Source organism: Lysinibacillus sp. PWR01, assembly GCF_043359455.1.
Lineage (GTDB): Bacteria > Bacillota > Bacilli > Bacillales_A > Planococcaceae > Lysinibacillus > Lysinibacillus fusiformis_F.
In genome coordinates, this window is the sequence record NZ_JBHERJ010000052.1 from 25,582 (window position 1) to 47,520 (window position 21,939).

A 21,939-nucleotide genomic window follows, 5' to 3' on the forward strand; every position below is an offset into this window, starting at 1 on the left:
GACATGCGAAAAGCCCTTCCAGTTACGCTGGAAGGGCTTTTTATTTCATAATTTTTAGAAAAAATGAAAGAGTTTTTCACAAATATGAAAAAACGTAGAGTGCCTAAGACTCTACGTTTTCTTTTTCATTTTCAAGCATTTTGTGTAAATAATTAATGATCTCACGAATGCCGTCTAATGAATTAACTAGTATTTTTGGATCAACATAAGTAATCATTCGATTTTCGAGATTAGCTACCGCAGTAAAATAGCGTGTTTTACTATAATTGACTAGACCCAATTGCTGAAGTATTGATTCATCGAAATCAAGAATTTCACGTGCTTCTGTGACAAGTAATCCATAATTGACCACATCTGTATTCAACACAATGATACGAGCAGTTGCTGGATTCGATGAGCGGTTGTACAGTATACGTTCAAAATCAAGAACAGGTACAAGCTCACCACGAATTCTTGTAAAGCCTAGAAGATAATTAGGTAAATGAGGAATAGGTGTTACATGCTCTAATTTTTCAATTGAAATCGCTTGCTCCACCGGCACAGCATACTCCTCTGTCCCACAAGCAAAAACGACTGCTTTGACACTTTCCATAGGGTCACATCCTTATTCGACTGTTAGTTTTTCGCGGATTCTTTGACGATTTCTACTAGTAAATCTGCTAATTTTTCTAGTTCTTCTACTGGTATTTTTTCATTCGTTGTATGGATATCCTCGTATCCAACAGATAGATTAACTGTCGGAATGCCAAAACCTGCAATCACGTTTGCGTCTGATCCACCACCTGAAATGCCTAGTGTCGGTGTACGGTCAATATTGCGTGCAGCAGTCATGGCTACTTGAACTACTTTATCCGTTTCTGTTACACGGAATCCTGGGTACATCAGCTTCACTTCTACTTCAGCACGTGCACCTAATGACGCTGATACTTGTTCAAATGTTTCCTGCATATGCTTTGTTTGCGCATCCAATTTAGCTTTGTCTATTGAGCGTGCTTCTGCAAGGATTGTCACTTCGTCACAAACAATATTTGTCGCTTGTCCACCTTCAAAACGTCCAATATTCGCTGTCGTTTCTTCATCTAAGCGGCCTAGTTTCATTTGAGCAATGCATTTTGATGCGACTGTAATAGCAGAAATTCCTTTTTCTGGAGCTACTCCCGCATGTGCCGTTTTACCGATAATTTTCGTGAAAATTTTCGCTTGGAATGGCGCCGCTGTCACGATGCCGCCAACTTTGCCATCACTATCCACTGCATAGCCATATTTTGCTTTAATGTTAGCTGGATCTAACTCTTTAGCGCCAACAAGGCCGCTTTCTTCACCAGCTGTAATGATAAATTCAATATCTCCGTGTGCAATATTTTGCTCTTTTAAACGTTTAACCATCTCAAATAATGCTGCTAGTCCTGCCTTATCATCAGCACCTAAAATCGTTGTACCGTCGGATACGATATAGCCATCTTCACGTAGAGAAGGTTTGATACCTTTTCCTGGAACAACGGTATCCATATGAGAAGTGAAGTAGATTGGCTCCACATCCAATGTGCCTTTTAATGTAGCAATAATATTACCTGCCCCATGTCCATTACGTGTATGTGCATCGTCTTGGATAACTGAAAATCCGAGTGCAGTTAACTTATCTACAAGAATGGGTGCAATTAGCTGTTCATGTTTTGTTTCTGAATCAATTTGTACGAGCTCAAAAAACTCTTCTACTAAACGACTTGTCATGTTGTAAAACTCCCTTAGTTTACGTGTTTTTCCACGTTATAGTATACATATTATTTTAGCACAACGTCAGAAGAGTTGAAATCATTGAACAATCCTACCAAAATAAAAAGTCTGAGAAAAATTCTCAGACTTTCCTTAGTGATTGAAAATACGCTCTTTTTCTTTTTCTAATGATTGTAGGTAGTCTACTGCTTTATGATGCTTATCTTGTAAGCGCCAAATCGTATTATGTACATCATCCTGAACACGTGATACCTGTTCTCTTGCTGTTGAGATTTTAGAATGAACAGACCATGCTGAAAAAATATCATCAAAAAAGTAGTCAGCAAACTTAACAAAGCCATCTGTTTCAACATGTAGCGATTTCGTAGACATTTCTTGAACATCCAATAACTCATTATGAAAACGTTGTAACGCAATTTGTGCACTGTGTAAATAGTTTTCTGACTGATCCAGTGCATCATGCTTTAAGTGAGTGGCGATGAGCCCTCCACCAAAAAATGTATCCCATGTAGAATATCCACTGGCTGAATGGAGTGAAGCTGCTGCTTGCCCTAGTCTCGTTAGGGCTACTTCTCCCGCTTCCTCTGCCTCTTGAATTTCAGTGATGAGTTGTTTTGTCAGCATTTCCTCATGTGCTAACTGCTCTAGTCTCTCAGCTTGGGCAGCGTCATGAATTTGTAAATACGCCTTCTTTTGAAGATAAATCTGTTGCAGTGATTGCTGTAACGCTCTTTCATCAATTTGGGCTAACTGATTCATCACTTGTACGCTGTCTTCTGTTAAATCTGTTTGCATTTTCATTGCTTCATTGAGCTTTAATTCAAGTACTGCCGCCTTATCAATTTTTTCTGCCCTCAGTTCATCCTGTTGCCCTGTCCACGTACGAATCATATTCATAAATGAAAAACCATCTAATTTGTCAAGCTTGGATCGAATTTGATGGAGTGCTGCCGTATGGTTGTCTATTTCCTGTTGTGTATGTTTAATCTGTCCATCAATTAACTGATTTTGTTCGTTTAATCTAGATGCTTTTCTAAGTTGTGCATGAATCTTTTCTTGCGCTGTTTGTAATTGCTGCCATTCCATTCATCTCAACTCCTCTTATCTATCAGTACGGATGACAAACAAAAATGTTTCACTTTTTGGCAATGAAAAACCTAGCAACTTATGAGCTGCTAGGCTTGTACTACTATTATAGAGGAATATTACCGTGTTTTTTCTCTGGACGTGTTTCATGTTTGTTTGACAGCATATCAAGTCCTTGAATCAGCTTGATACGTGTATCTCGTGGATCGATGACGTCATCTACCATACCGCGAGATGCCGCAACATATGGGTTCGCAAATTTTTCTTTATATTCTTCAATTTTTGCTGCACGAGTTGCTTCTGGATCATCTGATTTCGCAATTTCACGGGCAAAGATGATGTTCGCTGCTCCAGCAGCACCCATAACAGCAATCTCAGCATTTGGCCATGCAAATACTAGGTCAGCACCAATTGATTTAGAGTTTAAGGCAACGTAAGCGCCTCCATAAGCTTTGCGTAAAATCACTGTAATTTTTGGTACAGTTGCTTCTGAATACGCATAAAGAATTTTCGCACCATGACGAATAATGCCACCATGTTCTTGTTTAACGCCTGGGAAGAAGCCAGAAACGTCTTCAAATGTGATGATTGGGATATTGTATGCATCACAAGTACGGATGAAACGAGCTGCTTTATCAGAAGAATCAATATCTAAACCACCAGCAAGTACTTTTGGTTGGTTACAAACAAGTCCAACTGATTCACCAGCAATACGTGCAAAACCAACTACTACGTTTTTCGCAAACTCTGCGTGAACTTCCATAAATGAACCTTCATCTACTACTTGCTCTACAACTTTACGTACATCATATGGACGTGTTGTTTCGATTGGCACTGTATCTACGATTTCTGGGCGGTAGTCATCCCCTTCAGGTCGTGCTTGGCGAGGTGCCTTTTCTTTATTATTTTGTGGTAAATAGCTTAATAGTTTCTTAATTTCATCAATCGCTGCTTCCTCAGATGGTGCGCGGAAATGAGCATTCCCACTTACCGCATTATTTACTTTCGAGCCACCTAAATCTTCAGCAGAGATTTTTTCTCCCGTTACCGTTTCAATTACTTTAGGTCCTGTAATAAACATTTGAGATGTTTTATCCACCATTAGGATAAAGTCTGTAATGGCTGGAGAATAAACAGCTCCACCAGCACAAGGTCCCATAATAACAGAGATTTGCGGGATCACACCAGAATAAATGGCATTGCGGTAGAAAATATGACCGTAGCCATCTAGTGAAAGAACACCCTCTTGGATACGTGCGCCACCTGAGTCATTGATGCCGATAAATGGTGTACCGTTTTTGGCAGCTAGATCCATCACTGTTGCCATTTTTTTCGCGTGCATTTCACCAAGCGCTCCACCAAACACTGTGAAATCTTGAGAGAATAAGTAGACTGGACGTCCTTTAATTTTACCGAATCCAGTTACCACACCATCACCAGGTCCCTCCAACTTATCCATTCCGAAGTCTACTGTACGGTGTGTAATAAATGGGTTGATTTCAAAAAATGTACCTTCGTCTAGCAATAAGTCTATGCGCTCACGAGCAGTAAGTTTCCCCTTTTCATGCTGTTTATCGATGCGTTCATAGCCACCACCAAGTTCAATTACCGTCTTACGATCATACAAGTCATTGATTTTGTCGAACATATCCATACTGATCACTTATCCCCTTTTCCACTTTTATCACATAATTCATATAACACCCCAAATGAGGATTTAGGATGCATAAATGCAACCTCTGCCCCTCCAGCACCTGGTCCTGGCTCTTCGGATAATAGACGTACACATTTTTCACGAAGCTCTGCCATTCGCTCACGAATTCCTGTTACACCGAACGCAACATGGTGAATTCCTTCTCCACGTTTTTCAATAAAACCATGAATGGCACTTTTATCACTCATCGGTTCTAATAACTCAATTTTCACGTTACCTGCGTCGATAAATGCCACACGAACCTGCTGAGATTCTACTTCTTCCACTTTCATCAACTTTAAGCCTAAAATTTCTGTATAATATGTAATGCGTTCATCAAGATCGCGCACCGCAATCCCAATATGGTCTACTCTCTCCATGGTGACATCTCCTTCTGTTATGGTACATACTCTATTTTACAGACTTTTTTGTCAAAACTCTACTACTTGAGAAATTTTTCAGATTTGCTAAACTATTTATAAGAAAAGAAGGAGCGAACGAGCATATGAGTAATAAAAAATTTCAAAAAATCGTTGTTTATAGTATGATCGCAATTATGCTAATCTCATCTCTAGCATTCGGATTATCTATGATAGTTTAAGACAAGCATGAGGCGTCCACACTACTGTGGGCGCTCTTTTGTAGCCTTTAACCCTTTAAATGACTGCTTTATTTCTAAATACCTGTCCATTTCCTCTATAAACTGATAGAGTGCTGCCTGGGCGATAAATTGCTCATGGCTTTGTGGTAAAGGAAGTTGAGAAAAATCACGCTTAACATTGTCGAGCTTTTCACGATAATGACTAGCCGTATTTCCCGAATGAACATGCTCTCCAAGGTCTTGTAAAAAATCTGCCACAATTCCAGCCTCTTGTACTATAACAGGTAATGTTGTCACTTTGGGCAGTACTCTTTCGATAATTTCTAGCTGTTGCTCACGCATATCGAAATAAACATAGTAATCATTTTTACGTCTCATAAAATGGTTTTCAACATCTTTAAAGGCCAATGATTTTGCCTCTTCAAGTGCCCTGATTGCTTCTATGATTTCGTGCCCGTTCCACAGCGTATCTCCTTGCCGTAAATAGCTGGCAATTTCTAAAAAAATCTTACTATATAACTCCTCAATTTTAACTCTGTAGTAATTTAATTCCTTTTGAATGTCTGGCATATACATATTAATGGCAATCCCTGTTCCATAACCGATAGCCATCAACGCTAATTCATTATACACAAGTGTCAATGAGTAACCTTCAGCAGCGTAAATATGCATAATAATGACGACACTGGAGATAAATCCGTCCGCAACCTTTAAAGACACAATGGTTGGTATGAACAGTATAAGCATGCCCGCTAATGTAAGCGGATGATAAGCAAATAACTCAAAGCTTACGAAGGCAAAAAGCATTGCCACAATACTTGCGACTAGTCGTGTATAGGCTGCATAAATGGATTTCTTTTTTGTTGGCTGCACACATAATATGGTCAGAATACCAGCAGATGCATATGAGGCTAAATCAAAATACTGCGCAATGGCAATAGCAATGGCCGCACCAATTGCTGTTTTTAACGTTCGATAGCCGATTGAAAACGTCTTCAGGCCGACTGCCTCCCATCCTTTAGTACTCTTCACTCATTTAGCTAAATATTTAGCCAATATTACAAAAATTTTAACGATAACGAAACTATCTACTCATGATGAATAGTAGGAAGCCTACATAGACAACATGATCTATGAGGCTTTTCTACTTCATTTGAATGATTTTTCTTATGCAAGAAAGGACTTAAAGCTCGTCACAATATTCTTCAAAGTTTGCTTGTAGGTTTGTCACAACCGACATTGGGTCATGCCCTTCAATTTCATAGCGTCCCACTTCTGCGACTACTTGTCCATCTTTTAATAGAACGAATGATGGTGATGAAGGTAAATGATCTTCTCCAAAATGATAACGTGCCGCTGCAGTCGCTTCTTTATCTTGCCCTGCAAACACTGTGACTAAATGGTCTGGACGTTTATCATAATGAACGCATTGTGCCGCTGCTGGACGAGCGATACCCCCCGCACAACCACATACTGAGTTCACCATTACTAATGTTGTACCTGGACGAGCAAACGCCTCTTCTACAGCTTCTGGTGTTTGTAGTTGTTCATAACCAGCTGCCTCAATTTCAGCACGTGCTGTTTTTAAAATTTCCTGCATAAATAAATCGTAATCCATATTCATATAGCGATAGCTCCTTTCAAGTTCGCGCCAATATAGTGATATTTCATATAGTAGCTTTTTGACGCTTATCCATCTCTTATCATAGCAGTTTGCAACGAATTTGTGCACCTACTTGCTCATCACAATTCAGTTGAATTTACTAAGATGACAATAAGACTCGTTTACTTGTCTTCCTGCTCTACGCTAAATAAACGATCAACACCTTGTGTGACAGTCAATTGTCCACTTAAAATTTGACGTTCAAGCTGTTGTACTTGTGCTTTACGCTGCGGATTCCCATAAAATAGATCAATTAAATGATCGGTAATCATCGATTGGAACCACTCTTTTGTTTGTTGTTGGCGCCGGGTAGCCCAATAGTGATTTGCTTCTACAATTTGCTTGAATTCCCCAATTGTATCCCAAACCTTATCAAGACCCCTTTTTTCTAATGAACTAACAGGCATGGCAGTTGACATCCAACCAGGTGTAGCTGGCTGTAAAAAATGCAAAATTTGTTTATACTCTGCAACCGTTTTTTTGGCAAGACGAATATTATCACCATCCGCCTTATGCACAACAATCGCATCTGCTAATTCCATGATGCCTTTTTTCATGCCCTGCAATTCGTCCCCCGCTCCTGTTAAAACAAGAAGAAGGAAGAAATCTACCATACCACGGACATAGGTTTCACTTTGTCCGACACCAACTGTTTCAATTAAAATCACATCATAGCCTGCAGCCTCACAAACTAACATCGTTTCCCGCGTCTTTTTGTGAACACCCCCTAGGGTACCTGCCGATGGGGATGGACGCACAAATGCAGTAGGTTTTTTGACGAGCTCCTCCATACGGGTTTTATCGCCAAGTATACTCCCCCCTGATAGAGAAGAACTCGGATCAATGGCTAGGACAGCAACTCGTTTTCCCATGTCACAAAGCTTTGTGCCGAAAGCCTCAATGAATGAGCTTTTTCCTGCTCCGGGCACACCCGTTATGCCAATTCGGATACTATTACCTGTATGTGGAAGAAGCTCCTGCAATAGTTCTTGTGCTTGCACTTTATGTGTAGCATTGGAACTTTCAATGAGGGTAATGGCTTTTGATAAATGTGTGCGAGAGCCCGCACGTACTTGTTGTGCAAGCTCTCCTACATTTAGACTGTCTGCCTTTTTCTTTCGGAATTTTTTGGGTGTACCATATTGCATCCCGTCGTGAGTTGCCTCTACTCCGTCCATGACAAATAGCGCACTGTCTTCGATTCCTTTATTTTTGTCCATTATTCAGACACTTCCTCGTAGCCTAAACGTTTGTAGATTTCTTCAATAATTTTTAGTGCGGAAACAGGGATCACTGTACCTGGACCGAAAATGGCTACTGCGCCTGCATTATAAAGGAAATCATAATCTTGTGCTGGTATAACCCCACCCACAATTATGATAATATCCCCACGACCTAGTTTTTCAAGCTCTGCAATCAATTCAGGCACTAATGTTTTATGACCTGCAGCTAGTGAAGATACCCCGATAACATGGACATCATTTTCAACAGCCATTTGAGCTGCCTCAGCAGGCGTCATAAATAATGGTGAAATATCTACGTCAAAGCCTAGGTCCGCATAGCCTGTTGCGACTACCTTCGCGCCACGGTCATGTCCATCTTGTCCCATTTTGGCAACTAAAATACGTGGACGACGCCCCTCGTTTTCAAGGAATTCTTCTGTCATTTGTTTCACTTCTGCAATTTGCTCCTCATCCGAGAAGTTCGCAGAGTAAACACCTGAAATCGAACGAATCACGGCCTTATGACGACCAGAAATTACTTCGATAGCATCAGAGATTTCACCTAAAGAAGCACGAGCGCGCGCTGCATCGACTGCCACGGCTAGTAAGTTTTCTTCTCCATCTTGAGCAGCTTTCGTTAAGCGAGCTAAATGTTTCTGAACTTCCGCTTCATCACGAGCTGCCTTCATCGCTTCTAAACGTTCGATTTGTTTTTGACGAACAATTGTATTATCGATATCCAAAATATCAATTGGCTCTTCTTTTGTTAAGCGATACTTGTTCACGCCCACAATCGTTTCTGTTTTAGAATCGATTTTCGCTTGACGTTTGGCTGCGGCTTCTTCAACCTTCATTTTTGGAAGGCCCGTTTCAATCGCTTTGGCCATACCCCCAAGTGCTTCTATCTCTTCGATTAACGCCCAAGCAGACTTCGTAATTTCTTCTGTTAATTTTTCCACGTAGTATGAACCACCCCATGGATCAATGACTTTTGTCATCGCTGTTTCCTCTTGTAAAAATAGCTGTGTATTACGTGCGATACGTGCAGAGAAATCAGTTGGAAGTGCAATCGCTTCATCTAGCGCATTGGTATGAAGGGATTGCGTGTGTCCCATGGAAGACGCATTTGCTTCGATTAATGTACGTGCCACATTGTTAAATGGATCTTGCTCAGTTAAAGACCAACCAGATGTTTGCGAATGGGTACGCAAAGCTAATGTTTTCGGATTTTTTGGATTAAACGTTGACATCATTTGCGCCCAAATACGGCGTGCTGCGCGCATTTTAGCAACTTCCATGTAATAGTTCATACCAATTGCCCAGAAGAATGATAAACGAGGTGCAAATGCATCGATATCAATACCTGCTTTTAATCCTGTTCGTACATATTCCAAGCCATCTGCTAACGTATAGGCAAGCTCAATGTCATTTGTTGCGCCTGCTTCTTGAATATGGTAACCAGAAATCGAAATAGAGTTAAATTTTGGCATATATTTCGCTGTATATTCAAAAATATCTGCAATGATTTTCATTGACATAGCTGGTGGGTAAATATATGTATTACGCACCATATATTCTTTTAAAATATCATTTTGAATGGTACCTGCTAATTTATCTGGCGTTACCCCTTGTTCTTCTGCTGCCACAATATAGAATGCAAGAACTGGTAATACTGCACCGTTCATCGTCATCGAAACTGACATTTGGTCTAACGGGATTTGATCGAAAAGAATTTTCATATCCTCAACAGAGTCAATGGCAACCCCTGCTTTCCCTACATCTCCAGTTACACGTGGATGATCAGAGTCATAGCCTCGGTGTGTTGCTAAGTCAAACGCTACAGAAAGACCTTTTTGCCCCATTGCCAAATTTCGTTTGTAAAAGGCATTGGACTCTTCAGCAGTTGAGAAACCGGCATATTGGCGAACCGTCCATGGACGTGCTACATACATAGTAGGGTATGGCCCACGTGTATTGGGCGCAATTCCTGCCACATCGTTTAAGTGTTTAGCCTCTTTGATATCTTCTTTTGTGTAAATATCTTTAATTTCAATCCCTTCATTTGTCATGAACTTGTCGTCAGACGCTTGAGGTGTTTCAGCTGTTAAAACTTTTTCTATTTCTACTGCATTAAAATTTGGCTTGCTCATCGTTGGACCTCCTTCATGCTCGCAAACACGGACTGTAATTTTTCGATGATGTTTTGTCCTGCGAAAATAAAGCCGTTTAAGCCATTTGCTAACCACGCTTCTTCTTCGTCTTTAAATTTACCCGCTACATCTACAAGCACATTCGCTGGTTTATCAGCTAAAATGGCGGATACAAGTGCTTTTGTATCATCATCACTGCCCGCAATCACTACATACTTAGCCTCTGTAGTCTTCAACCAAGCTAGTGCCTCTTCCACAGTCGTCACTGGCTCACTTTTTTCTGGTACAAGACCGACTGTATTTAAGAAGCCCGCTACAAAATCTGCACGTGGTTTAGAGCTTTTTAATGATCCTAATGCCAAAATTCCTGTTTTCACATCAGCGGCTGTCATGTCTGCACGTAATTCCTCAAATGGAGCAGCAATACGCTTAATGTCAGCAAACAATGGGTTTGTGTCATGTTCAAGTACATCTGCTGGATTTGCATAAATATTCGTTCCAATTAATGATTGCTTCCGTGTTTGTGCAGCTTTGATACGCTTTTGATAGGATGCTTCCACTTCTTCTGCAAGCTTGCCAGAAGCTGTGTATTCATCAATACCGCCAGCTGTCTCAATGTCTAAAAATAAAGCCCAAGCTTCTTTCACAAAATCTGCTGTTAACGACTCGATAAAGTAAGAGCCCCCTGCTGGATCTGTTACTTTCAAGACATTTGTTTCTTCTTTTAATATTAATGACACATTACGAGCAATACGAATCGATTGATCCGTAGGCTTCGTTAACACATCATGTGGATGAACTGTAAAGAGATCAGCACCACCGATTAAACCAGAAAGCGCTTCATTTGAAGAGCGTAATAAGTTCACATACACATCTAATTTAGAAAAGCTTCTTAATGATGTTTCAGCAACCGTCGGGATTTTCACATCATCTGTGACGCCATAAGCGGATGAGAACGCTTTCCAAAGTACTTTAAAAGCACGCAATTTCGCAATCTCCGTAAAGAATTGTGTATCAACAGCAAAGGATACAAAAAACTTCTTCGAAAATGCTGCAAAGCTTTCTTCCTGTTGTGCAAATTTGGCTGCTAATGCAAGTGCATAGGCTAATTCTTGTACAGCGTTGGCCCCTTCATTATGATAAATCGTTGTGTCTGCACTGACTGAGCGCACGTTCGGAAATGCAGTCAAAGTGATAGGGTCTTTCGAAATAATGTAACCTTTAATGGCTTCTTGTTGATCTACTGCAATGTTGTCGAATACTGCTAATAATGGGTCTTTTGAATTCTCGATAGTAATTTTAAACGAATATTCTGAGAAATATGATGCTAATTTGACCAATACTTCTTCTGTCCAAGCAAAGCTCACTCGGCTATCAATTGTAATAACTTCATTGCCTCGAGCTAAACTATCTTCAAGCTGTGCAAAAAAAGCTTCGCTTGAATCAGCGTGAATTTGCTGTGCCACCTGAAACACTGGACCATTTTGTAGGGAACGGATTGTGGCAACTTGTAAATCAAGCTCTTCTCCAAGCTTAGCTACTAAACTTTCTTGCGTGTAAAGTGGCTGTAGTGTAACACCTTCATTTGTTTTTGTGAATAGTGACTCAAATGGTTTCCCTTTTAAAGCTTTGATTGCTGCATCTTGCCAGTCTGAATAGGCTGGTATTTCAAATTCAATATTTTTCATGTTGTTTGACATGCGGACGCTTAATCAGCTTCCCCCCTTAGTAGTTTCTATTTGTTATTCTACATGACAAATTGCGACTCGAAAAGCATAAAAAAAATCGGAAACCCTTATACAGCAGGTTTCCGACGAGTCATCAGTAGACTGACGTTGAAGATTTATTTGTATTTTCGAGTATTTCTTTCACTCTATTTAGGAATTTACCACAGACAAGTCCATCAAGCACACGATGATCTAAAGATAAACATAAATTCACAATATCACGTGCAGCAAACATTCCACCTGGTAAAACGACCGGTTTTTTTACAATACTTTCCACTTGAAGGATCGCTGCTTGTGGGTAATTAATGATGCCCATTGATTGAACAGAGCCAAATGCACCTGTATTATTCACTGTAAATGTACCACCAGTGATGTCATCCATCGCCAATTTCCCTGTACGGACTTTGATAGCCAGTTCATGGATTTCTTTAGCAATTCCTTTAATGGATTTTTCATCTGCGTGTTTTATAACAGGTACAAATAAGGCATCATCCGTTGCTACTGCAATCGAAATATTGATGTCATGTTTTTGAATAATTTTATCTTCCGCCCACATAGAATTCAGCATCGGGAATTCCTTTAAAGCTTGAGCAACCGCTTTTACAAAGAAGGCGAAATATGTAAGATTAAAGCCTTCTTTTTGCTTAAATTCATTCTTTAAGCTATCACGATAAGTGACTAAATCTGTTACATCCACTTCCATCATCATCCAAGCATGCGGCGCTTCATGGACACTTTTCACCATATTATTCGCAATGGCACGACGGATCTTCGTCACCGGAATTTCGATATCTCCTGGATGAACAGGTTGTACAGGTGCAGCTGCTTTTTCCACTTGTTGCTGAGGCGCTGATGTAGGCGCTGATGCTGTTTGAACAGCTGTTGGTGCTGGTGCCACATCATTTGCCGTTGGGATATTACCCGTTTCAATTAGCTTTAACAGGTCTTTTCTTGTAATACGACCACCCTCGCCAGTTCCTGTTACAAGGTCTAATGCAATATCGTGCTCCTGTGCAAGTCGAAGAACAGCTGGTGAGTAACGCACTTTACTCGTACGTGCCTCTTTTGGTGCAGCTACTGGAGGTGCCACCTGCTGTGGTGCCTCCTGTTTCTTTTGAACACCTGCATTTAAAATAGCCGTACTTACTGCCGATTTTTTTTCAGGTGGCGGTGCTGGTAATTCGCCTTCTCCTGCTATTTCAATCGAGCATACGACTGCCCCAACTGGTAATGTCTGACCTTCTTGTGCAAGAAGCTCCGTAATAACCCCTTCAAATGATGAGGGGATTTCAGCATTTACTTTATCTGTAACAACTTCTGCTAATGGATCATATTTTTTTACTGTATCTCCAGGCTTTACAAGCCATTTTTCAATTGTACCTTCTGTTACACTTTCGCCGAGCTGTGGCATTGTAATATTTTGAACCGACATCCTTTATTCCTCCCATCAATTAAGCCTAGGCGTCATTGTACCTGATGCAGCGCTAAAAACATTAAACGTAGATAGGCAATTAGACAGATTTTGACTTTCTTTTATTCAAAGTAAAAATCTGTTGTTCCGTCTGAGGCTTTCGCTTTTTTCATTCAGCCTTGTTGTGATCTATTAGAACGCAGCAAGTTCTCGCATAGCACGTTCCACTTTATCAGGATTAATCATGAAATATTTCTCCATCGTTGGTGCATATGGCATGGCTGGCACATCAGGTCCTGCTAGACGTTGAATTGGTGCATCAAGCTCAAATAAACAATGCTCTGCAATAATTGCTGCAACCTCACTCATGATACTACCTTCTTTATTATCCTCTGTGACAAGCAATACTTTACCTGTCTTACTTGCAGCCTCAATGATTGCTTCTTTATCGAGAGGATAAACTGTACGCAAGTCAAGGATATGAGCAGAAATACCATCTGCAGCTAGGCGCTCTGCCGCTTGTAGTGCAAAGTGGACAGCTAAACCATAGGTAATGACTGTCACGTCATCTCCTTCACGTTTCACATCTGCTTTACCAATCGGCAACGTGTAATCATCTAATGGTACTTCCCCTTTAATTAAACGATAGGCACGTTTATGTTCGAAAAATAATACTGGATCTTCATCACGAATAGCAGCTTTCAGCAAACCTTTTGCATCATACGGTGTTGATGGAATGACAATTTTCAAACCAGGCGTACCGGCAAAAAGTGCTTCAACAGATTGTGAATGGTATAGTGCCCCGTGAATACCTCCGCCAAAAGGTGCACGGATAACCATTGGACAAGTCCAGTCATTATTAGAACGGTAACGAATTTTAGCTGCCTCTGAGACGATTTGGTTGACAGCTGGCATAATAAAATCAGCAAATTGCATTTCAGCAATCGGACGCATACCGTACATCGCAGCACCGATACCTACACCAGCGATCGCACTTTCTGCAAGAGGTGTATCAAGCACGCGGTATTCACCGAATTGATCGTATAGTCCAGTAGTAGCTTTAAATACACCGCCCTTACGACCAACATCCTCTCCTAAAATGAAAACTCGTTCGTCACGTTCCATTTCTTCTTTCATTGCTAATGTAATCGCATCAATATAAGACATTACTGCCATTACATGTCACCTCCGTCCACTGGTGCATAAACATATTTAAGTGCATGCTCTGGTTGTGCATATGGAGCCGCTTCTGCATAATCAGTTGCTTCATTTACTTCTGCCATGATACGCTCTTCGATTTCAGTACGTATTGCGTCTGTCATCACACCAGCATCCATTAAATACTTTTCAAATAAGACAATTGGATCCTTTGCTTTGCCTTCTGCAATGTCTTCAGCCGTACGGTATTGACGGTCATCATCATCTGATGAATGGGCTGTTAAACGATATGTTACTGTTTCGATTAAGCTTGGACCTTCCCCATTACGTGCACGGTCTGCGGCCTCTTTCACCACTTTATACACTTGTAACGGATTTTTCCCATCAACTGTCACACCTGGCATTCCGTAGCCAATCCCACGATCAGATACTTTTGCACACCCTAGTTGACGTTCCACTGGTACAGAAATAGCATATTGATTGTTTTCTACCATAATAATGACTGGTAGCTTATGAACACCTGCAAAGTTTGCTCCTTCATGGAAGTCCCCTTGGTTGGATGAACCTTCACCAAGTGTAACGAATGAAACAAAATCTTCTTTTTGTAGTCGTCCAGCAAGTGCAACACCAACTGCGTGTGGAACTTGCGTTGTAACAGGAGATGATCCTGTTATAATACGGTTTTTCTTTTGCCCAAAGTGACCAGGCATTTGACGACCACCAGAGTTTGGATCTTCTGCTTTGGCAAACGCAGATAACATCAATTCTCTCGGTGTCATACCAAAATGTAAAACAACACCCATATCACGATAATATGGTGCAATATAATCCTTATTTTTATCAAGTGCAAAGGCTGCTCCAACTTGTGCTGCCTCCTGGCCTTGACAAGAAATTACAAACGGAATTTTACCAGAACGGTTTAGTAACCACATACGCTCATCTAATCTTCTGGCCATTAACATTGTTTCGAACATAGCAAGTACATCTTCATTTGACAAACCTAAATCTTCATGTTTGATTTGAACATCTTGCATACGAACACCCCTTTCGTATTATAGAGAAATAACTATCTTATCCTATATCCCCACATTTGGATATGTTAGTTACGAAATTCAGAAAATTAAAAATGGATAGCACGATCATCCACTGCAAGAGCAGATTCCACTAACACCTCATTTAAGGATGGATGTGGATGAATAGCCTGACTTATTTCCCATGGTGTTGCATCTAACACTTTCGCTAAGGATGCTTCTCCAATTAAATCTGTCACATGTGGCCCTACCATATGAATACCCAAAATATCATCGGTTTCTTCATCAGCAATAATTTTGACAAAGCCTTCTGTCTCTCCATTTACTAATGCTTTACCAATGGCCTTAAACGGGAATTTACCAATCTTTAATGAAAATCCTCGTTCTTTAGCAGCACTCTCTGTTAAGCCAATGCTGGCAACCTCTGGATAGGAATAAACACATTTTGGTACTTTCAAATCATCCAATTTCTCTGTTTTCCCTGTTGCTATATGCTCAATAGCTGAAAGCCCTTCATGAGAAGCAACATGTGCTAATTGTAAGCCACCAATCACATCTCCTATGGCATACATATGAGACTCTTTCGTTTGATAGGAATCAATCACTTTAATAAAGCCGTTTTCCACTTCAATCTCTGTATTTTCTAAACCAATACCCTGCGTATTCGCCTCACGCCCTACACAAAGTAATAATTTATCAGCCTCAAAGATTTCTTCTTTATCATTCACTTTCGCTGAAATGAAAACGTTATCATTTTCAATTTTGAATGTATTTGTATCTAAGCGAGCATTCGTAACAATACGAACTCCTCGTTTTTCAAGTTGTTTCGTCACTTCTTTAACAATGTCCGCATCTTCCGCTGGTAAAATGGATGGCCCATATTCTACAACTGTTACATATACACCAAAATCGCATAACATAGATGCCCACTCAATTCCGATAACACCGCCACCAACGATTAGCAATGACTTTGGTAAATTTTCTAACGCTAAAGCATGATCGGAATTTAGCACATATTGCCCATCTACCGTTAACCCTGCCATACCACGAGGCTTTGAGCCTGTTGCAATGACAACATTTGTAGGAACAAGCATTTCATTTTCATCGCCATTTGACATTTCTACAGATATCGTACCCGGCATAGGTGAGAAAATAGATGGACCCAAAATTCGCCCTGTACCATGATAAACATCTATTTTGCCTTTTTTCATCAGTGTATTCACACCCTGACTTAATTGCTCAACGATTGCTTGTTTTCTCGCTTGAACTTTGTCAAATTGTAATGTCACACCTTCAATATCGACACCATATTCGCTAGCTGTTTTATTCGCCATACGATATACTTCTGCACTTCGAAGTAAGGCTTTACTTGGAATACAGCCTTTATGCAAGCAAGTACCACCTAAACGTTCACGCTCTACAATGGCTGTTTTCAAGCCTAGCTGAGCAGCTCGGATGGCTGCAACATACCCACCTGTACCTCCACCTAAAATGACAACATCATAATTTTGAGCCATGTTTATTCCCCCTATTGAGAAAAGTGCTAAAGATTCTATTAAACAATTACCAAGCCATTTTTTAGCAGTCAGTCCTTGTCCTAGAGGATCTTTAGCTTTACTTCATTAATGCCCTATTTCTTGTTGAAAATAGAAGAAGTCGACAATGCGACTTCTCATCATGTATCAACCGTGTAAATTAGCGACCATGTAAAATATTTTTTTCATTTTTTAAGAATTGGCTGCGAGATTTCGCTACGCGAGCGATACGTTCCTCAGCTAAGCGGTTCGCTGCCACATATGTTGGAATGCCATCTCGTTTTGAAATAGCAAAGATTTTTTCAATACTATCGTAAATGCCATCAACGCGTTTCATTGCACGTTCTCGATTATAGCCATATAATTCATCTGCAACGTTAATCACGCCACCAGCATTGATTACATAATCTGGTGCATAGACGATACCTAATTCATGTAGGTAGTCACCATGACGTGAATCTTTTAATTGGTTATTAGCAGATCCAGCAATCACTTTCGCTTTTAATTGCGGAATTGTTTCATCATTTAAAATTGCACCTAGTGCACAAGGTGAGAAAATATCAACTTCTTGCGCATAGATTTCATCTGGTGCCACTGCAATTGCATCGAAGTCATTCACAACTCGATCAATGGCAGCCTGATTGATATCTGTTACAACAAGTTTTGCTCCTTCATTATGTAAATACTCGCAAAGCTTGTAGGCTACATTTCCAAGACCCTGTACAGAAATTTTTAATCCTTCTAGTGAGTCAGAACCGAATGCTTCTTTTGCAGCTGCTTTCATACCACGGTAAACACCATAAGCTGTTACTGGAGATGGATTACCTGAAGAACCGAATGCAGGAGAAATTCCTGTTACATAATCTGTTTCCTCATGGATTAAATCCATATCCGATACCGTTGTACCTACGTCTTCAGCTGTGATATAGCGGCCATTCAATCCATGGATGAAACGACCTAACGCACGGAACATCTCTTCATTTTTATCTTTAAATGGGTCACCAATAATGACCGTTTTTCCACCGCCAAGGTTTAAACCAGCCGCAGCATTTTTGTAAGTCATTCCTCGTGCTAAACGTAATGCATCTTCAATTGCATTTTCTTCTGACGCATATGTCCACATACGTGCTCCACCTAGTGCTGGTCCAAGTGTTGTATCATGGATAGCGATAACCGCTTTTAACCCTGATGCTTCATCTTGGCAAAATACCAATTGTTCGTAATCATACTTTTCCATATACTTGAAGATTTCCATGAAACTCGCCCCTTTGCTTTGGAAAGTGCATCCCCAAATGCCCATCCAATCAAGTTTTATCTAACAATCACTTCTACATAGCGTCCTCACTCAGCAAATCCTGAGCTCCTCTTATTCAGTAGGTGTTTAGACCCTAAAACTTGAAGAAGAAATTGTTTAGTAATGGATAATATTGCTCCACTTATTTTTACAATACTGACAAATTCACAATTTCGCAACTATTATTACATATTCTTATTTAAGTAAGAATTTTCTAAACATTCTGTTACAATCGCTACTTTCTGTCCTGCCTCGTTTTTAGGCAAAAATATTATATTGATTTATACCGTTCCTTGACATTCCACCATCCACAGGTACAATTAATCATAGGAATAAGGAGGGGTATGCATGGCCCGTTTAGCTGCATTTATTGTAATGCTTATTCCAGGTCTTATGGCTGCAGGTGGCATTAAATTTATGCGTGATACATTATTTGGTAAGCTCATTTCACCATTCCCATTTTTATGGCTACAATTTGTAGTTGGTGTCATTTTCTTCGTAATAGGCTTTGGGTTTTTCGCTGGATTTTTACTGCATCGCGATCGAAAAAATGGAAAAGTAGCACCACGCTTCCAAAAAAAATAAAAATAGCTATCCATATAAGTCACGCGAGACTTACTGGATAGCTATTTTTATACTCGTTGCTGTGTTGTGATGACTTTATCAGGATAATCCGTAATCCAACCAATGACAGAAGGATGCGTATTGGTTAAAAATGATTCTGAGCCATCAATGGCATAAAAACGACATGCTTTTTCACTTGTAACACAGGCCTCCAAGTATCTTGGCTTGTAGTACCTTTTATGCATATGCACACTATCAGCGGCTTTATAATCAGCTAGAAGATCCCATTTTATTTTTTTCGTGGCAATAAGGGCCGTTTCAAATTCTGGTCTCTGCTTTTTTACGATCTCTAAAAGCTCATAGTGAAAGGATGAAAAATGACTACCCTCTGGCAGCGCTAATCCTCTTAGGAAATGAATGAGCCCGCTCTTATTATCCAGGATCGTTGATTTTAATTCAATATTCAATGGCATCTGCTGTGTATTTGCCCATGCTAAAACTGCCTCAAACGCTGGCATTTTATACGACGAAAATAGACGTCTCCAAGGCTTGCCAAGTTTAAAGCGCAGAAGCTCCTCCATCGTACAATCACTTACCAATTTATTCGTGCCTACTAACCTCGATAACTGTGGATCATGATACACTACAGGTAATCCATCTTTTGAGAATTGAATATCTAGTTCAATTCCATCGGCCCCTAGCTCTAATGCCTTTTCAAAAGCTTTAAAGGTATTCTCTAATGCATAAGCAGAAGCTCCTCGATGTGCAAAAACAGGAATAAAAGCTACCTTAGACATTTAACTCACCGAATTCTAGCAGGAATTTGCCATTCGTCATCTTGCTTAATAAAGATGATTTTCTACCAATTTGAATATAAGTTCCAGGATGGGCCTCTTTTGTCACAACAATCTCTTCTTTCCCTACATGACGCATTTCATCCATTAATAATTTAATTTCACGATCTAATGTAATCGCTTCGGCCTTTAATTTAGTCAAGGCTTGCTTTGTTACTTCAAATGAGGCTGATTGTTCTTTTGACATTTGATTGAGGAAAGGCAATAAATTTTTCATGCTATTCTCATGTGCTGAAATCTCTGTCTGCAATTGTTTTAGCTGTGCTGCTTTTTCTTGCATCACGGAGTTATTCTCCTGCTTATTAATACTTTCTATTATCAAATCTGTTCGACGCTCTAATCGGTTCCCTGAAATGGCCGTAACAATCGTATTTTTAGCTACTGCACGCCCCCCAATAATTTTACCTTTTCGTTCGTCCACATAAATAGAATGAGCAGAAAGCTGTGATCCTAGTGCATAAAAACCAATATGAATACTATTAGCAGCAAATAAATTTGCTTCATTCACATGTTTAACAAATATATTGCCACCTGCTTCTACCACTGTTGAACCAAGCCCAAAGATTCCACCACGAATATAGACATCACCTTCAATGGATTTAATAAGCTTGGCACCGCTTACACCCTCCGCTCCCTCAATGGAAATATCACCAGTTGCAATAACCGTATAGCCATTTGTTACTGTACCTTTAATACTGAGTGAGCCATTAAATTCAAGGTTACCTGTTTCCACTCCAACATCACCATTTATAGGAAGGTGTCTGTTTACACCAATCATGCCTTTGACATCATCTAAAACGCCAGCGATTTTCGAGCGAATGACTACTTTTCCGTCTTCTTCCACTTCATAGGCCGATTTTGTATCATATTTGATAGGATAATCTCGTCCAGGTACAGCAGCAACTACTTGACCTAGCACATTTTTCCCCGGTTTACCTAATGTAGCAGGAATCTTTTCACCTAGCCAAGAGCCTTCTGAAATTTCCGAAATAAAATTCATATCATAGTAATCCGCTTTACCGTCTTCACGAATGACCGGCTTTCTCTCTGGTTTAGGTAAGTATGTAATTTGTGCATCTATTCCCGCTATAGGTTGCTCTCCTTGAGCAATTAAAAATGCTTTTCCTGGTTCAGCCTTCAATATATCAAAATCCAATATTCCGTGCACAATTCCATTTTCATTCAATGTTTCTCGGATTTGTTGTGTTAATTTCTCTTTATTGTTTTGAATATATTCAAGCGTTTCATATATAAAAACAGAGGCTGACATCTTATCACGTGCCACTTCTGCTTCAATGTTCGGAAGCCAGCGTCCAATTTCAACAGGATTGGTATTCTGGGTTGATAACACATTTTTTAAAATTGAAAAATTAGATAATTTCAGTCGTGGATGACTACGTAGGATGCTATCAAATTCTTTTAATGGGAAACCAGCGCTAAAAGTAAGCATATATACCTTGCCATTTTCCTCAGAAATTTCGAAGTTTTCGTTTCGAACTAGAATCAAGCTACCTCCTCCTTCCCTCTATATGTAAGTATATACAATCCACTTACTTTTGTTTAGAGACCATTGTCACTACCGAGAAAGAAAATAGTACCACTTAATCATTAAAACATGAGACGATATTTTATTATTCATAAAGAAAAGAAGGCATTTAATACTACTAAATTTCTTGTTTTTGAGTTTTTTTATTAAAATTACCGATAAATTCAAAGTAATTCCATTAGGCTATTTTGAACAAATGATCTTCCAAGGACAGATATCTTGGTTGCTTCTCGCTAAACCATCGTTTATATTAGGTCTTTTTAACCATGAATTCATTGATATTACTTTCAATTTGGAAAGTAGAACCGAGTTGTAGCAATTGCTGTCGACTCATATAATGCATACTTAATTTACCATCGAATGCTAAACGTACCTCAAATAGATCTTCCTCTATCTGTGTGATTTCGAGCGAATTCATTTGATCTAGTTGAAAATTTACACTTTTTATTTTAATCACCTACTATAAGTATAACGAAACGATGTGAGGTATCAAACGACCTATTACCCTTCACTATTCATCTTTAGGATATGACTTTAAATCCACTATTCATGCATATATCGTGCATTTTTATCTGATTTAGACTTTCTTTTAACGGTTTCAATATTAAAGGACAGCCACAGATATTTCCACAGCATTTGTTCAAGTAACAAAAAAAGCGCCCTTTTAAA

Annotated in this window: 20 protein-coding genes; 2 read left to right on the top strand and 18 right to left on the bottom strand. The window is 39.7% G+C overall.

Annotation, left to right across the window (positions count from 1 at the left end; translation table 11 throughout):
• Positions 1-103: 103 nt before the first annotated feature.
• The 5 genes from ACEVFT_RS10425 to mce form a co-directional block, all read right to left on the bottom strand.
• Positions 104-592 (bottom strand): chemotaxis protein CheW, encoded by a 489-nt coding sequence (locus tag ACEVFT_RS10425; protein ID WP_393949608.1) that lies wholly within the window; start codon positions 590-592, stop codon positions 104-106.
• 23 nt (positions 593-615) lie between these two features.
• Positions 616-1,731 carry a M20/M25/M40 family metallo-hydrolase gene (locus ACEVFT_RS10430; RefSeq protein WP_393949609.1) on the bottom strand — a complete coding sequence of 372 codons (1,116 nt, stop codon included), beginning with the start codon at positions 1,729-1,731 and terminating at the stop codon, positions 616-618.
• A gap of 135 nt (positions 1,732-1,866) precedes the next feature.
• Positions 1,867-2,820: a hypothetical protein gene (locus tag ACEVFT_RS10435; RefSeq protein WP_205444225.1), complete on the bottom strand. Its 954-nt coding sequence runs from the start codon at positions 2,818-2,820 to the stop codon at positions 1,867-1,869.
• Between the two features lie 106 nt (positions 2,821-2,926).
• A complete protein-coding gene (locus ACEVFT_RS10440) occupies positions 2,927-4,474 on the bottom strand; it encodes an acyl-CoA carboxylase subunit beta (protein ID WP_393949613.1) in 1,548 nt (515 codons plus the stop codon).
• Between the two features lie 5 nt (positions 4,475-4,479).
• Positions 4,480-4,893, bottom strand: a complete 414-nt coding sequence (gene mce / locus ACEVFT_RS10445; protein ID WP_393949615.1) for a methylmalonyl-CoA epimerase — start codon at positions 4,891-4,893, stop codon at positions 4,480-4,482.
• Between the two features lie 125 nt (positions 4,894-5,018).
• Here mce and prli42 point away from each other — a divergent pair, with 125 nt between their 5' ends.
• Positions 5,019-5,114: a stressosome-associated protein Prli42 gene (gene prli42 / locus ACEVFT_RS10450; protein WP_205444229.1), complete on the top strand. Its 96-nt coding sequence runs from the start codon at positions 5,019-5,021 to the stop codon at positions 5,112-5,114.
• A 21-nt stretch (positions 5,115-5,135) separates the two neighbouring features.
• On the opposite strand, the gene ACEVFT_RS10455 is transcribed toward prli42, so the two are convergent.
• From ACEVFT_RS10455 to ACEVFT_RS10500, 10 genes are all read right to left on the bottom strand, one after another.
• Entirely contained in the window at positions 5,136-6,146 is a 1,011-nt protein-coding gene (locus tag ACEVFT_RS10455; protein WP_393949617.1) for an aromatic acid exporter family protein, read from the bottom strand.
• 151 nt (positions 6,147-6,297) lie between these two features.
• Entirely contained in the window at positions 6,298-6,738 is a 441-nt protein-coding gene (locus tag ACEVFT_RS10460; protein ID WP_205444231.1) for a BrxA/BrxB family bacilliredoxin, read from the bottom strand.
• A gap of 161 nt (positions 6,739-6,899) precedes the next feature.
• A complete protein-coding gene (gene meaB / locus ACEVFT_RS10465) occupies positions 6,900-7,997 on the bottom strand; it encodes a methylmalonyl Co-A mutase-associated GTPase MeaB (RefSeq protein WP_205444232.1) in 1,098 nt (365 codons plus the stop codon).
• Positions 7,997-10,150, bottom strand: a complete 2,154-nt coding sequence (gene scpA, locus ACEVFT_RS10470; RefSeq protein WP_342440903.1) for a methylmalonyl-CoA mutase — start codon at positions 10,148-10,150, stop codon at positions 7,997-7,999. The genes meaB and scpA overlap by 1 nt, the downstream gene beginning before the upstream one ends.
• Positions 10,147-11,850 (bottom strand): methylmalonyl-CoA mutase family protein, encoded by a 1,704-nt coding sequence (locus tag ACEVFT_RS10475; RefSeq protein ID WP_393949619.1) that lies wholly within the window; start codon positions 11,848-11,850, stop codon positions 10,147-10,149. Before ACEVFT_RS10475 ends, scpA begins: the two co-directional genes overlap by 4 nt.
• Positions 11,851-11,971: 121 nt before the next feature.
• Positions 11,972-13,309 carry a dihydrolipoamide acetyltransferase family protein gene (locus tag ACEVFT_RS10480; RefSeq protein WP_205444235.1) on the bottom strand — a complete coding sequence of 446 codons (1,338 nt, stop codon included), beginning with the start codon at positions 13,307-13,309 and terminating at the stop codon, positions 11,972-11,974.
• 171 nt (positions 13,310-13,480) lie between these two features.
• On the bottom strand, positions 13,481-14,464 hold the full coding sequence (locus ACEVFT_RS10485; protein WP_016993882.1) for an alpha-ketoacid dehydrogenase subunit beta: 984 nt from the start codon (positions 14,462-14,464) through the stop codon (positions 13,481-13,483).
• Positions 14,464-15,480, bottom strand: a complete 1,017-nt coding sequence (locus ACEVFT_RS10490; RefSeq protein ID WP_205444237.1) for a thiamine pyrophosphate-dependent dehydrogenase E1 component subunit alpha — start codon at positions 15,478-15,480, stop codon at positions 14,464-14,466. The genes ACEVFT_RS10485 and ACEVFT_RS10490 overlap by 1 nt, the downstream gene beginning before the upstream one ends.
• A gap of 86 nt (positions 15,481-15,566) precedes the next feature.
• Positions 15,567-16,994: a dihydrolipoyl dehydrogenase gene (gene lpdA, locus ACEVFT_RS10495; RefSeq protein WP_393949621.1), complete on the bottom strand. Its 1,428-nt coding sequence runs from the start codon at positions 16,992-16,994 to the stop codon at positions 15,567-15,569.
• A gap of 178 nt (positions 16,995-17,172) precedes the next feature.
• The gene (locus ACEVFT_RS10500) at positions 17,173-18,267 is read right to left on the bottom strand and encodes a Leu/Phe/Val dehydrogenase (RefSeq protein WP_205444240.1); all 1,095 of its coding nucleotides are present in this window, start codon (positions 18,265-18,267) and stop codon (positions 17,173-17,175) included.
• Between the two features lie 387 nt (positions 18,268-18,654).
• Between ACEVFT_RS10500 and ACEVFT_RS10505 the strand changes: the two genes are divergently transcribed.
• Positions 18,655-18,891 carry a DUF2627 domain-containing protein gene (locus ACEVFT_RS10505; protein WP_004231186.1) on the top strand — a complete coding sequence of 79 codons (237 nt, stop codon included), beginning with the start codon at positions 18,655-18,657 and terminating at the stop codon, positions 18,889-18,891.
• A 47-nt stretch (positions 18,892-18,938) separates the two neighbouring features.
• Here ACEVFT_RS10505 and ACEVFT_RS10510 read toward each other — a convergent pair whose 3' ends face one another.
• From ACEVFT_RS10510 to ACEVFT_RS10520, 3 genes are all read right to left on the bottom strand, one after another.
• Positions 18,939-19,667 carry a glycerophosphodiester phosphodiesterase gene (locus ACEVFT_RS10510; RefSeq protein WP_205444242.1) on the bottom strand — a complete coding sequence of 243 codons (729 nt, stop codon included), beginning with the start codon at positions 19,665-19,667 and terminating at the stop codon, positions 18,939-18,941.
• A complete protein-coding gene (locus ACEVFT_RS10515) occupies positions 19,660-21,231 on the bottom strand; it encodes a flagellar assembly protein A (protein ID WP_205444243.1) in 1,572 nt (523 codons plus the stop codon). The genes ACEVFT_RS10510 and ACEVFT_RS10515 overlap by 8 nt, the downstream gene beginning before the upstream one ends.
• 289 nt (positions 21,232-21,520) lie before the next feature.
• Positions 21,521-21,688 (bottom strand): hypothetical protein, encoded by a 168-nt coding sequence (locus tag ACEVFT_RS10520; RefSeq protein WP_205444244.1) that lies wholly within the window; start codon positions 21,686-21,688, stop codon positions 21,521-21,523.
• Positions 21,689-21,939 lie beyond the last annotated feature (251 nt).